This is a genomic window from Streptomyces niveiscabiei (assembly GCF_033794345.1).
Taxonomy (GTDB): Bacteria; Actinomycetota; Actinomycetes; order Streptomycetales; family Streptomycetaceae; genus Streptomyces; species Streptomyces niveiscabiei.
Genome location: NZ_JARAYJ010000012.1, coordinates 232542 through 245187, shown reverse-complemented (window position 1 = coordinate 245187; position 12646 = coordinate 232542). Strand labels below are relative to the sequence as shown.

The 12646-nt window shown below is 71.2% G+C and carries 11 protein-coding genes; 8 read left to right on the top strand and 3 right to left on the bottom strand.

The annotated features are described in order from the left end of the window. Positions 1–111 precede the first annotated feature (111 nt). Complete coding sequence (locus PV682_RS19445; protein WP_319731485.1) at positions 112–2553, bottom strand: transglycosylase domain-containing protein; 2442 nt, start codon at positions 2551–2553, stop codon at positions 112–114. A 375-nt stretch (positions 2554–2928) separates the two neighbouring features. On the opposite strand from PV682_RS19445, the gene PV682_RS19440 reads away from it, so the two are divergent. From PV682_RS19440 to PV682_RS19420, 5 genes are all read left to right on the top strand, one after another. After that, entirely contained in the window at positions 2929–3729 is an 801-nt protein-coding gene (locus PV682_RS19440) for an ABC transporter permease (protein WP_319731483.1), read from the top strand. A gap of 142 nt (positions 3730–3871) precedes the next feature. Next, positions 3872–4648, top strand: a complete 777-nt coding sequence (locus PV682_RS19435; RefSeq protein WP_319731498.1) for an ABC transporter permease — start codon at positions 3872–3874, stop codon at positions 4646–4648. 3 nt (positions 4649–4651) lie between these two features. Next, positions 4652–5617, top strand: a complete 966-nt coding sequence (locus PV682_RS19430; RefSeq protein WP_319731480.1) for an ABC transporter ATP-binding protein — start codon at positions 4652–4654, stop codon at positions 5615–5617. A 61-nt stretch (positions 5618–5678) separates the two neighbouring features. Then, complete coding sequence (locus PV682_RS19425; protein WP_319731478.1) at positions 5679–6458, top strand: DUF1707 SHOCT-like domain-containing protein; 780 nt, start codon at positions 5679–5681, stop codon at positions 6456–6458. A 397-nt stretch (positions 6459–6855) separates the two neighbouring features. Beyond that, positions 6856–8118: a DUF445 domain-containing protein gene (locus PV682_RS19420; protein WP_240000999.1), complete on the top strand. Its 1263-nt coding sequence runs from the start codon at positions 6856–6858 to the stop codon at positions 8116–8118. Between the two features lie 12 nt (positions 8119–8130). Here PV682_RS19420 and PV682_RS19415 read toward each other — a convergent pair whose 3' ends face one another. Next, positions 8131–9786, bottom strand: coding sequence for an alginate lyase family protein (locus tag PV682_RS19415; RefSeq protein WP_319731476.1), 1656 nt, complete (start codon positions 9784–9786; stop codon positions 8131–8133). A 247-nt stretch (positions 9787–10033) separates the two neighbouring features. On the opposite strand from PV682_RS19415, the gene PV682_RS19410 reads away from it, so the two are divergent. Continuing rightward, the gene (locus PV682_RS19410) at positions 10034–10483 is read left to right on the top strand and encodes a hypothetical protein (RefSeq protein WP_319731475.1); all 450 of its coding nucleotides are present in this window, start codon (positions 10034–10036) and stop codon (positions 10481–10483) included. Positions 10484–10532: 49 nt separating this feature from the next. Further along, a complete protein-coding gene (locus tag PV682_RS19405) occupies positions 10533–11510 on the top strand; it encodes a GlxA family transcriptional regulator (RefSeq protein WP_319731473.1) in 978 nt (325 codons plus the stop codon). A gap of 178 nt (positions 11511–11688) precedes the next feature. Here the strand turns inward: PV682_RS19405 and PV682_RS19400 are convergent, their stop codons facing one another. Beyond that, positions 11689–11994 carry a hypothetical protein gene (locus PV682_RS19400; RefSeq protein WP_319731471.1) on the bottom strand — a complete coding sequence of 102 codons (306 nt, stop codon included), beginning with the start codon at positions 11992–11994 and terminating at the stop codon, positions 11689–11691. Positions 11995–12151: 157 nt separating this feature from the next. On the opposite strand from PV682_RS19400, the gene PV682_RS19395 reads away from it, so the two are divergent. After that, positions 12152–12643, top strand: a complete 492-nt coding sequence (locus tag PV682_RS19395; RefSeq protein WP_319731469.1) for a DUF2267 domain-containing protein — start codon at positions 12152–12154, stop codon at positions 12641–12643. Positions 12644–12646: the final 3 nt, after the last annotated feature.

Genomic DNA, 12646 nt, shown 5'->3' with positions numbered 1-12646 from the left:
AGCACCAGCTCGGCCTTCGGCCGTCCCGTCCTCGCCATCCGGCCATCATGCCGAACCAGCACTGACTTACGCAGCGAATTCCCGACTCAGGACACTAGTACCCGCAGGCTCCTACGTCCCGGGTGTCCCTCCGTTGGTCCCGCCGGACGCCGGTCCCACCGACGTCCCGGTCCCGGCGGAGGTATCCCCGCCCGACCCTCCCGCGGAGGTATCGCCGCCTGTCGTACCCGTCGTACTCCCGCCGGAGGTATCACCCCCGGTGGCACCCGTGGACGTGTCCCCGCCCGTCGTACCCGTAGTACCCCCGGTCGAGGCGCCCCCCGTAGTACCCGGAGTACCACCGGTGGCCCCGCCCTGAGCGGCCCCGCCCTGGGTGGCACCCTGGTTCTGCCCCTGGGCGTCACCCCCGTCGGTGCCCCCGTCGGTCGGCGTACCGCCCTGCTCCGGCCCGGTGCTCTCCGTGTCCGACGGCGTCGGCGGCACCTCCTGCACGACGTCCGCCCCGTCCTGGAGCTGGAGGTCGAACTCGGAGGCCGGCGTCCCCTTGAGCGCGTCCTTCATGAACTGCGCCCAGATCTCGGTGGGCGCGCCACCGCCGTTGATGCGGGGCAGCCCCATCGCGCCGTACAGCGACTTGTGCGCGGCGGTCTCCGGGTCCTGGCCCATGACGGAGACGACGGTCGCGAGGTCGGGCGTGTAGCCGGCGAACCAGGCGGCCTGGTCCTCCTCGGCGGTGCCGGTCTTGCCGGCGGCGGGCCGGCCGACGGCCTGCGCGGCGGTCGCGGTGCCGTTCTCGACGACGCTCTGGAGGATCGCGGTGGTGGTGTCGGCGGCCTCGCGGCTGACGGCCTGGGACGACTTCTGGGCGGGCAGCTCGATGGTGGTCCTGCCGTCCTTGGTGATCTTGTCGATCAGGGTGTACGTGCCGTGCTTGCCGTGGTTGGCGAGGGTGGCGTACGCCTCGGCCATGTCGAGGACGCTGCCGGTGGCGACGCCGAGGGCGATCGAGGGTGAGGCGGTTAGCTCTGGAGTACTACTCGGCAGCCCGAGCGCGACGGCGGTGTCCTTGACCTTGTCGGAGCCGACGTCCACGGCCATCTGCGCGTACACCGAGTTGATCGACTTGTCGGTGGCGGTGCGGACGGTGACGTTGCCGTAGTCGACGTCGTCCTCGTTGGCGGGCGCGTAGCTGCCGCCGCTCCAGCCCTGCACGGGGCGCTTGTTGGTGCCGTCGTACACCGTGTTCGGCGTGATGAGACGGCCGTCCTGCGTCTCGGACTTGTTGTCGACGGCCGAGGTGAAGACGAACGGCTTGAACGTGGAGCCGACCTGGAAGTCCTGGCGGGTCGCGTTGTTCGTGTACTGCTTGACGTAGTCGATGCCGCCGTACATCGCGAGGACCTTGCCGGTCTTCGGGTCGACGGCGGCGCCGCCCGCGCGGACGTAGTTGTCGACCTTGTTCTTCTTCTTGTCGAGCTTCGACATCAGGTTGTCGTCGACGGACTTCACGAAGGCGTCCTGCTTGGCCTTCTCCAGGGTCGTGGTGATGCGGTAGCCGCCGCCGTCGAGCTCCTCCTCGGTGAGGATCTTGTTGTCCTTGAGGTAGTCCTTGATGGCGGTGACGATGTACCCGCGCTGCCCGGACATGCCGGTCGAGGCGCCGCTGGACTCCAGCGGGGTCGGGAACTTCATCCCGGTCCGCTTCGACTGCTCCAGCCAGCCCTTCTTGACCATGCCGTCGAGGACGTAGTTCCAGCGGGCCTGGGCCGCCGCCTTGTTCTCGGGGTGCGCGATGACGTCGTACTCGCTGGGGGCGTTCAGCAGCGAGGCGAGGTAGGCGCCCTGGCCGGGGGTGAGAGCGGTCGCGTCGACCCCGTAGTACGCCTGGGCGGCGGCCTGGATGCCGTACGCGTTACGCCCGAAGAACGACGTGTTCAGGTAGCCCTCGAGGATCTTGTCCTTGCTCTGCTCCTGGTCCAGCTTGATGGAGATGAAGAACTCCTTCACCTTGCGGGAGACGGTCTGCTCCTGCGCGAGGTAGTAGTTCTTCACATACTGCTGGGTGATGGTCGAACCGGACTGCTTGCCCTTGCCCATCGCGGTGTTGATGCCGGCGCGGAGCATCGCCTTGGGGTCGATCGCGGACTCGGTGTAGAAGTCGCGGTCCTCGGCGGCGAGCACGGCGTGCTGGGCGTCCTTGGAGATCTGCGCGAGGGTGACGTTCTCGCGGTTGACCTCGCCGTCGCGGGCGATCTCGGTGCCGTCCGCGTACAGGTACAGGTTGGACTGCTTGGTGGCGAGGGCGTTGGCCGGCGGGATCTTGACCATCGAGTAGCCGAGGTAGAAGAGGCCGACGAGCGCGAGGACACCGACGATGAAGGTGCCGAGCACTATCCGCCAGGTGGGGATGATCCGCCGCCACCCGGTGCGCTTCGGCCGCTTGGCCTTCTTGCTGCCGTCCTCAGGGGCGTCCGGGACGCCCGTGGCGTCGCCGAGGGGCTCTCTCGGCGCCCACCCCTGGGGCGGTCGCTGCGGCTGCGGCTCGTCGCTCATGTGTTGCTCGGACTCCTGTGCGTGCCTGGTGCTCTGGCGTGTGTCTCGTGATTCTCGCGCGGCGAGCTGTGGCTCGTGCGGATTGTGGTGCTCGCGGGCCGTGCGACCCGTTACTGCTCGTTGCTGCTCGGCGGACCCGAGGTCCTCGGCGGGCTCGTCGTACTCGATTTTCGCGCGCCTCTGGTCTGAAGACTCTCGCACCATGCGAACCGTTCCCGGCAATCGGCACGCGTTGGCGGAGAAAACGCCTGGCACGCCGCCGTTCCTGCGCACTAGGCTCCTGCGCTTCGGTGCCGTGCGACGAATGTCACGTCGCGCGGGGACGTCCCGGGGGCATCCCGGGGGAGGTCTCGGACGAGGAGGAGGACGCTCGCGGTGGGTCCGGCGCGGTTGTACGCGGCTGTCGCGGCGGGGGGTTTCCGACGGTACGCGACGTACCGGGTGGCGACGGCCGCGGGGGTCTTCACCAATACGGTCTTCGGCCTGATCCTGGTCTATACCTATCTCGCCCTGTGGGACGAGCGTCCGAATCTCGGCGGGTACGACCAGGCGGAGGCGGTGACGTACGTCTGGCTCGGCCAGGCCCTGTTCGCGACGCTCGCGTTGCAGAGCGGCGGCATGGAGGTCGACCTCATGGAGCGCATCCGCTCCGGTGACGTCGCCGTCGACCTGTACCGGCCGGTCGACCTCCAGCTCTGGTGGCTGGCGGCCGACCTGGGCCGCGCGGCGTTCCAGCTGATCGGCCGGGGTGTGATCCCGTTCGCGATCGGCGCGCTGCTCTTCCCGACGGCTCTGCCGACCGACCCCCTGCGCTGGCTGGCCTTCCTGCTCGCGCTGGTCCTGGCGGCGCTGGTGAGTTTCGGCATCCGCTTCCTGGTCGCGCTCACCGGCTTCTGGCTCCTGGACGGCACCGGCGCGCTCCAGATGATGATGATCACCGGCCTGTTCTGCTCGGGCATGACCCTCCCGCTGAACGCCTTCCCGGGCGCCCTCGGCGACGTCGTCCAGCTCCTCCCATGGGCCGCCCAGCTCCAGATGCCGGCCGACCTGCTGATGGGCAAGACCTCGGTACTACACGTGTACGCCTTCCAGGCGGCCTGGGCCGTGGTGCTCCTCGCGGCCGGCCGCCTCCTGGTGTCGGTGGCTACCCGCAGGGTGGTGGTCCAGGGTGGCTGAGCTACCTCAGAAGTACGACGGGTATGACGGGTACGACGGGTACGACGGGTATGACGGGTCCGGGGGGTACGACGGGCCTGGGGCGTACGCCACCGTCGCGCCCGCCGGCGACCGGCTCACCGAGGGCCTGCGCGCCTACCGGATGATCACCGGCATGTGGATCCGCTCCACCCTCGCCTACCGCGCCTCGTTCGCGATGTCCCTGGTCGGCGGCCTCCTGCTGACCGGCCTCGACTTCGTCGGCATCGTCCTGATGTTCTCGCAGGTCGACTCCCTCGGCGGCTACACCCTCCCCGAGGTCGCCTTCCTGTACGGCCTCGCGGCCACGTCGTTCGGCATCGCGGACCTCGCGATCGGCTCGGTGGCCCGCCTCGGCCAGCGCGTGCGCGACGGCTCCCTCGACACCCTCCTCGTACGGCCCGCCCCGGTGCTCGCGCAGGTCGCCGCCGACCGGTTCGCGCTGCGCCGCCTCAGCCGCATCACCCAGGGCGCCCTGATCCTCGCGTACGCGCTGTCCGCGCTCGACATCCACTGGACCCCGGAGAAGGTGCTCCTCGTGCCGGTGACCGTGCTGTCCGGCGGGGCGATCTTCTCGGCGGTGTTCGTCGCGGGCGGCGCGTTCCAGTTCATCGCCGAGGACGCGGCCGAGGTGCAGTCGGCGTTCACCTACGGCGGGGGGACGATGCTCCAGTACCCGCCGACCGTGTTCGCGAAGGAGCTGGTGCGCGGGGTGACGTTCGTCTTCCCGCTCGCGTTCGTCAACTGGGTGCCCGCGTCCTACGTGTTGGGGCGCCCGTACCCCCTGGACCTTCCCCAAGGCGCCGCGTGGGCACCGCCGTTGGTCGCCGCGCTGTGCTGCGCGCTCGCGGGGCTCGTGTGGCGGGCGGGCGTCAGGTCGTACCGGAGCACAGGGAGCTGAACCGTGGCCGAATTCATCCAAGTCGACGGCGTGGAGAAGGTGTTCGACGTCCGCAGGAAGACCGGCTTCCTGAAGCGCGAGCGCTCCCAGGTGCGCGCCGTGGACTCGCTCTCCTTCACCGTCGCGCGCGGCGAGATGGTCGGGTACATCGGCCCGAACGGCGCCGGGAAGTCGACGACCATCAAGATGCTGACCGGCATCCTCACCCCGAGCGGCGGCCGGCTGCGCGTCGCGGGCATCGACCCCTCCCGCGAACGCACCCGCCTCGCCCACCGGATCGGCGTCGTCTTCGGACAGCGCACGACCCTGTGGTGGGACCTCCCGCTCATCGACTCCTACCGGCTGATGCACCGCATGTACCGCATCCCGGACGCCCGTTACGCCGAGAACCTCGACCGCCTCGTCCAACTCCTCGACCTCGCCGACCTGTTGGACCGTCCGGTGCGCCAACTCTCCCTCGGCCAGCGGATGCGCGGCGACATCGCGGCGGCCCTCCTGCACGACCCCGACGTCCTCTACCTCGACGAGCCGACCATCGGCCTCGACGTCGTCTCCAAGGCCAAGGTCCGTGACTTCCTGCGGGAGTTGAACGCCGAACGCGGCACGACGGTCCTGCTCACCACCCACGACCTCCAGGACATCGAGCAGCTCTGCAAGCGGGTGATGGTCATCGACCACGGCCGCATGATGTACGACGGCCCCCTCGCGGGCCTGCACGAGGCGGGCGAGAGCGAACGCGTCCTCGTCGTCGACCTGGAGCGCGAACTCCCGCCCATCGACGCGGGCCCCTCCGCCCGCGTCGTACGCGTCGACGGCGTACGCCAGTGGCTCGCGTTCCCGGCGTCCGAGTCGGCGGCGCCGCTGGTCGCGCGGATCGCGGCGGAGTGCCCGCTGGTGGACCTGTCGGTGCGGGAGCCGGACATCGAGGCGGTGATCGCGCGCATGTACGCGGACCGGGCGGGCGCGTGAAGGCGGGCGCGTGAAGGGCCGTCGCGTAGAACCCGGCGCCCGTTGCTCGTAGGCTGACCGTATGACCGACAACGCTCCGGAACTGCGCGCATCGGACGCCGACCGCGAACGCGTCGCGGAGATCCTGCGGGACGCCCTCGCGGAGGGCCGGCTCGACATGGAGGAGTTCGAGGAACGGCTGGAGACGACCTACAAGGCGCGTACGTACGGCGAGTTGGCGCCGATCACCCGTGACCTGCCCGCGCCGGGCGGCGCGCCGCAGGCGCCGGTGAACCTCTTCAAGGAGCCGCCGTCCGACGGGAGTTGGACGGGCCGGGTGATCGGTGGCGGTGACACGTCGCCGAGTTGGGCCGTCGCCGTCATGGGCGGGTTCCAGCGCAAGGGGCGGTGGACCGTGCCCCGGCGGATGAACTGCGTCGCCTTCTGGGGCGGCGGCGAGATCGACCTGCGCGAGGCCGACTTCTCCGCCGGGGAGGTCGAGATCAACTGCGTCGCGATCATGGGCGGCATCCAGATCCTCGTACCGCCCGGCGTCGAGATCGTCTCCAAGGGCATCGGGATCATGGGCGACTTCAGCCACCGCGAGAGCGGGGTGCCCGCCGGGCCCGGCGCGCCGCGCGTCGTGATCACCGGGTTCGCGTTCTGGGGCGGCGTCGACGTCGAGCGCAAGCGGACGAAGGCGGCGCTGCGGCAGGAGAAGCTCGACCGGCGGGAGGAGCGGCGCCGGCTGAAGGAGGACCGGCGAGGAGAGCGGCACCGGATGCTGGAAGGGCATCACGACGTCATGCGCGACCTGCTGGGCGAGCCCCACAAGCGCCGGGAGGATCACCCGCGCGAGTGAACGCGGGGGTGGGGGGAACCATCGGGGACGCCTCTCCCGTTCCAGGAGCAAGAAGGACAATGGGGAGGAGATCGCCGACCGGGTGGAGCTTATGGAACGCAGGGAAGTGGAGACGGGGGGCGCTGAGCGCTTGGGCGCGGGGGTGCCGGGTGGCGGTGCCGAGCGGGCCGGTGCGATGCCGGGTGCGGGCGGTGCTGAGGGTGAGGGGAGCGTGGGCGTGGAGGGTGCCGGGCGGGCTGGAGGCGAGGGGTCCGAGAGGGCCGGGGGTGCGGGCTCGGTGGGTTCTGCGGGCGCGGGCCCGGAGGGTGGTTCCGGGGGTGCGGGCCGGGTGAGGGCTGGCGGCGCGGAGTCGGCGGGTGCTGGGGGTGCTGGGGGCGCCGCCCCGTCGTACCGCACGATGACCGCGTTCACCGCCGCCGACGAGGAGCGCCGGCGTGGGGTGCGGCGGATGAAGCTCACCGCGACCGGGCTGCTGCTCTTCGTGGCCGTCGTGTACGTGCTGGCGAAGTGGGCCTCCCACGCGGGCGCGGGCGCCTGGGCCGGGTACGTGGCCGCCGCCGCCGAGGCCGGCATGGTGGGCGCACTCGCCGACTGGTTCGCCGTCACCGCCCTCTTCCGGCACCCCATGGGCCTGCCCATCCCGCACACGGCGATCATCCCGACCAAGAAGGACGCCCTGGGCGTGTCCCTGGGCGAGTTCGTCGGCGAGAACTTCCTCTCCGAGGACGTCGTACGCCAGCGCCTGCGCTCCGTCGGGATCGGCAGCCGCCTCGGTGCCTGGCTCGCCGAGCCGCAGAACGCCGACCGGGTCACCGCGGAGCTGGCGACCGCGTTGCGCGGCGCGCTCGCCGTCCTGCGCGACTCCGACGTCCAGGCCGTCGTCGGCGAGGCCATCACCCGGCGCGCGGACGCGCAGGAGATCGCGCCCGGCATCGGCAAGATGCTGGAGAAGGTCGTCGCGGACGGCGGCCACAAGCGCGCCGTCGACCTGATCGTGGCGCGGGCGCACGACTGGCTCGTCCTGCACAGCGACTCCGTGATGGACGCCGTCGAGGGCGGGGCGCCCGGCTGGACGCCCCGGTTCGTCGACAAGCGGATCGGTGAGCGCGTCTACAAGGAGCTGCTCCGGTTCGTCACCGAGATGCGGGACATGCCCTCGCACCCCGCGCGCGGTGCCCTCGACCGGTTCCTCTCCGACTTCGCCGCCGACCTCCAGTCCGACACGGACACCCGCGCGCGGGTCGAGCGCCTCAAGACCGAGGTCCTCGGGCGGGGCGAGGTCCAGGACCTCATCGCGTCCGCATGGACGGCCGTCCGCTCGATGATCGTCGCCGCGGCCGAGGACGAGCGCAGTGAGCTGCGGTTGCGGGTGCGGGCCGCGCTGCTGTCACTCGGCGCGCGGATGGCCGCGGAACCCTCCGTCCAGGGGAAGGTCGACGGGTGGGTCGAAGGGGCGGCCGTGCATGTGGTGACGACGTACCGGAAGGAGATCACGTCGCTGATCACGGACACGGTGGCCGGGTGGGACGCGGAGCACACGACTCGGAAGATCGAGGCGCATATCGGGCGGGACCTCCAGTTCATCCGGATCAACGGGACTGTGGTGGGGGCGTTGGCGGGGGTGCTGATCTATACGGTGTCGCGGGCTTTGGGGGCGTGAGCTGGGGCGGGGTTAACGGGGGCGGCGGCGTTGGCGGGGGCGGCGGGGCTGGGGCTGGGACTCGGTTCGGGGCTGGGGGTGGGCCTGGGACTGGGCATGGGTTTGGGCCTGAGGCTGCGCGTAGGTCTGAGCCGGGGCCGGGGCCGGGGCCGGGGCCTGGAGTTGGAGTTCGCGGTTCCTGTTGCGGCGGCGTAGGAGGAGGAAGCCCGCGGCGAGAGCGGTGATGCCGGTGGCGGCTGCCCAGGGGGCGAGGTCGGTGGGGCCGGTGGCGGCGAGGTTCTGGGTCCTGGGGTGGTCGGCGGCGGAGGCCGAGGGGGCGGGGTTCGTGCCGGCGTCGGGGCCCGCGGCGGCGTTCGTGCCGGGGGTGGGGTTCGCGGCGTCCGCTCCGGTTTCGGCGCCCGCGCCCGCTGCCGCTCCTGCTCCCGCCCCCGCGAGCTGCTGGGCCCGCGTCGCCCTGTCCCGGGTGAACGCCAGTGTCCCGAAGCCCAGTTGGTCGTACCCGCCGCTGTTGGGGCCGTAGTCCCCGCCGCCGCCCTCGGGCGCGGACTTCGCGGCGACCCGGGTGACGTACGAGGCGTCCAGGCCGCGCCGCTTGGTGTAGTGGTTCGCGATCATCGCCCACACCGGGCGGGTCGTGTTCGGGTCCACGGACGCCGCGGCGGACGCGGTCTCCTGCCCGGACCAGCCGCCGATCGCGCCCTTGCGGCGGGTGTTGGGCGTGTACGGGACCGGCTCGCCCAGGCACCACTTCGCGACGTACTGCGCGCCCTTCAGGAACCGGCTGTCGTCGTACCCGTACAGGTCGATCCCCTGGTTCCAGGCCATCTCGCAGACCGTGCCCATCAGCCCGACGCCCAGCAGGGTGTGCCCCTGGTCGCGGCCCGCCTCCAGCCACTCGGCGAGGCCGTCCTCGTGCACGACGGGGATCGCGTTGCGGACCGCGCCGAGGCCGTCGCCGTTCTTGAAGTAGTCGACGGCGCGGGCGACTTGGGCCCTGTCGTCGCAGAAGATGCCGGTCGCCAGGACGCAGGCGAGGGCGGTCAGGTCCCAGTTGGGCCAGTAGTTGGTGACGACCGCGTTGTTGTGGTGGCGCAGGAAGTCGTCGCTGACCGTCGCGAAGACCTTCGTGAGCATCGTGCGGAAGCGGTCCAGCTCGAAGTCCGGGTGGTCGCGGACCAGTTCGGCGGCGTTCGCGGCCTGGTAGCCGTACAGGCCCGCCGCGAGGAAGCGGTCGGCGGAGCCCTGGAGCGAAGTCAGCTTGCCGGACCAGGAGTTGAGGATCCGCACGGCGGTGTCGGCGTGTGCTTCGTCGCCGCTGACGTGGTAACGAAGGCCGTTCTGGTAGGCCGCGTGCAGGTCGTTGTAGAGGAGCGTGTAGTTCTGCGGGCTGCCCGAGCCCCGGTACACGGTCTGCTGGGGGCGGGGGTTCCAGTCGGTCCGCGAGTGCCGGTTGGCGGTGAGTTTCGCGTAACCGGCCGTGTAGGGCGCCGAGTCGGCCTTCACCTTCGTGGCCATGCGGGTGAGGTCGGCGGCGGTGTGGAGGAGGCCGGGGTGGGCGTAGGCGGCGGGGGCGGCGGTGGCGGTCGCCGCGGGGAGGGCGAGGGCCGCTCCTGCTCCCGCTCCCGTGAGGGCGGTGGTCTTGAGGAGGGTGCGTCGGGTGAGGTGCATGTGGTGGAGACGGGGTGGGGGTGGGGGCGATAACGAAAAGTTGGGCTCCGTAGTACCCGTCAGCCTTTTGGATGACCTGGCAGCGGACCCCGTAGTACCCGTACGCCTCCAGGTAGTACCCGTACGCCTCCCGTACTGTCCGGTCCGCCCGCTGGCCCGCCCGCCGCTCACCCGTTGGCGAGAATCCGTCGACCCCTGTCATTCCCGCCACTTCTCCAAGATCCCCGCCTCCTCCTACCGTCGCCCCATGACCAAGCTCCTCCTCTCCCTGCACGTCCTCGCCGCGATCATCGCCGTCGGCCCGGTCACGGTCGCGGCCAGCATGTTCCCGCCCGCCGCACGCAAGGCGCTGGCCGTGCCGGAGGACGAACGGGCGGGGTCCGCCGTACGGCTCCTGCACCGCATCTGCCGGGTGTACGCGGGGATCGGCATCGCCGTACCGGTCCTCGGGTTCGCCACGGCGAGCGCGATGGGGGTGATGGGCGATACGTGGCTGATCGTGTCGACGGCCCTGACGGTCGCCGCCGCGCTCGTCCTCGTCGTCCTTGTGCTGCCCCGGCAGGAGGTTCTGGCGGAGGGCGGCGGGGACCAGCGGACCACTGTTCAACTCGGCATGTTCACAGGGGTGTTCAACCTGTTGTGGGCGACGGTGACGGTGCTGATGATCGTGCGGCCGGGGTCGACGACGGGGGCGTGACATGGCCTTGGCGGCTGGCGAGAACCCGGCGAACGTCTAACATCCAGCCATGCATACCGTTGCCGTGCTCGCGCTCGACGGAGTCATCCCCTACGACCTCTCCCTCCCCATCGACACCTTCGGCTGGGCCCGGCTGCCGGACGGGCGCCCGCCGTACGACGTGAAGGTGTGCGGCGTGCGGGCGGGGGAGGACGTGCGCGCCGGGATGCGAACGCCGGTGTTCACGCTGCGGCCCCCGTACGGCCTCGAACTCCTCGCCGAGGCCGACACGATCATCCTCCCCGGCGTGGACGAACCCCCGGCGCGGCTCCCGCCGGGAGTCACGGAGGCGTTGCGCGAGGCGGCGGCGAACGGTACCCGGATCGCGTCGGTCTGCGTGGGCGCGTTCCTGTTCGCGGCGACCGGCCTCCTGGACGGCCTGCGCGCGACGACCCACTGGATCGCGGCGGCCGACCTGGCGGCCCGCTACCCTCAAGTCGACGTGGACCCCGAGGTGTTGTACGTCGACAACGGCCAGTTCCTCACCTCGGCCGGAGCCGCCGCGGCGATGGACATGTGCCTCCACATGGTCCGCGCGGACCACGGCTCGGCCGTCGCCGCGCACACGGCCCGCATGTGCGTCACCCCCCTCGAACGCGAGGGCGGCCAGGCCCAGTTCATCGTCCACGACCTGCCGCCGGCACCGGCGGGCACCGCCCTCGAACCGCTGCTGGAGTGGCTGGAGGCCGAGTGCGCAAGGGACTTGACGCTCGATCAGATCGCGACGCGGGCGGGCATGAGCACCCGGACCCTCAACCGACGCTTCCGCGAACAGACCGGCACGACGCCGCTGCGCTGGCTGCACCGGGCGCGGGTACGGCGGGCCCAGTACCTCCTGGAGACGACCTCGCACCCGGTCGAACGGATCGCCGCACAGGTCGGCTTCGGATCACCGACGGCGTTCCGGGAACGGTTCCGGAGCGTGGTGGGGACGAGCCCGCAGGGGTATCGGCGGGCGTTTCGGGGGGAGGGGGCGGGAGTGGGGTGAGGGGGAGGGGTATGACGGGGCTCCGGCTCGACGCCGGACCGGAGGGGTGGAGCGGGGGTGTACCCCTGCTGGGTTGGCTCCGGAGTACGACCGCGCCGGTACCCCTACCGAGGTAGCCCCGCAGTACGACCGCGCCGGTACCCCTACCGAGGTAGCCCCGCAGTACGACGGCCTGCCCTCAGTCCCCCTTGCGGTCCGCGACCGCCCACGACGCGAGCCCCACGACCCCCGCGACCCCGAACACCGACGGCCAGGCCCCGACCTTCTTCGCCAGCGGATGCGACCCGGCGAACGCGGCGAGGTACGCGACCCCGAGCGCCCCCGCGGCCGTCCCGCCGGCCCGCTCCTTCCACTGCCAGGCGGCAGCGGCCCCCGCCCCGGCGAGGACGACCCCGCCGAGCTGGCGCTTCTTGGTCCAGCGGGCGACACCGTACCCACCGACGAGCCCACCGGCGGCGATGAGCGAGCTGGGAACCTTGGCCATGAGATACCTCCCGGGAGTTACTCCCGAGGCTAACCCCGCAGGGTGAGACACCCCCGAACCTGAGCCAACCCCTGTCAACTTCACAGGTGTCACCCCTGGAAAACAGGGCAGGAGCGAAAGACGGGGCACAGCGAGAAACCCGAGCGGAAACGAGAACATGACGACGACGGAGCCTCACCCGGCCGACCCGAAGCAGACCAAGGACACCTCGGGGAGGGCGATCCCGTCACCGAGACACTCCCTGATCCGCACCCCGGAACCCTGGCCCCACCTGGTGGCGAGGGTGAAGAGGACGGGCCAGTACCCGACGACGGCGGAAGCGGAGAAGATCACCCGCACCACCCTGACCACCCTGGCCCCGCACCTCCCCGCCCCGGAGCGAACGGCCCTGGCCCGCACCCTCCCTCCGGAGGCGGCCACCCTCCTCACGGCCCCACCCCAGCCCCCGTACAGAGCAGCGGAGTTCGTGGCGAAGGTGGCCGCACGCCTGGACAACACCACCCCGGACACGGCCCGTTGGCACGTGACGTCAGTTCTGACAGCCCTCTCCCACTACGCGGGCCCCACTGCGACCGGCCGCATCATCGCCCAACTCCCGCAGGGTTACGCGCTGTTGTTCGGCAGGGCGGAACTGATGCGAAAGGCCTGAGGT

Excerpts from the sequence above, each read along its gene's own strand:
- PV682_RS19415 (WP_319731476.1), bottom strand. The coding sequence starts at position 9,786 with ATGCACCTCACCCGACGCACCCTCCTCAAGACCACCGCCCTCACGGGA.
- PV682_RS19445 (WP_319731485.1), bottom strand. The coding sequence starts at position 2,553 with ATGAGCGACGAGCCGCAGCCGCAGCGACCGCCCCAGGGGTGGGCGCCG.
- PV682_RS19395 (WP_319731469.1), top strand. The coding sequence starts at position 12,152 with ATGACGACGACGGAGCCTCACCCGGCCGACCCGAAGCAGACCAAGGAC.
- PV682_RS19405 (WP_319731473.1), top strand. The coding sequence starts at position 10,533 with ATGCATACCGTTGCCGTGCTCGCGCTCGACGGAGTCATCCCCTACGAC.
- PV682_RS19400 (WP_319731471.1), bottom strand. The coding sequence starts at position 11,994 with ATGGCCAAGGTTCCCAGCTCGCTCATCGCCGCCGGTGGGCTCGTCGGT.
- PV682_RS19410 (WP_319731475.1), top strand. The coding sequence starts at position 10,034 with ATGACCAAGCTCCTCCTCTCCCTGCACGTCCTCGCCGCGATCATCGCC.
- PV682_RS19420 (WP_240000999.1), top strand. The coding sequence starts at position 6,856 with ATGACCGCGTTCACCGCCGCCGACGAGGAGCGCCGGCGTGGGGTGCGG.
- PV682_RS19435 (WP_319731498.1), top strand. The coding sequence starts at position 3,872 with ATGATCACCGGCATGTGGATCCGCTCCACCCTCGCCTACCGCGCCTCG.
- PV682_RS19425 (WP_319731478.1), top strand. The coding sequence starts at position 5,679 with ATGACCGACAACGCTCCGGAACTGCGCGCATCGGACGCCGACCGCGAA.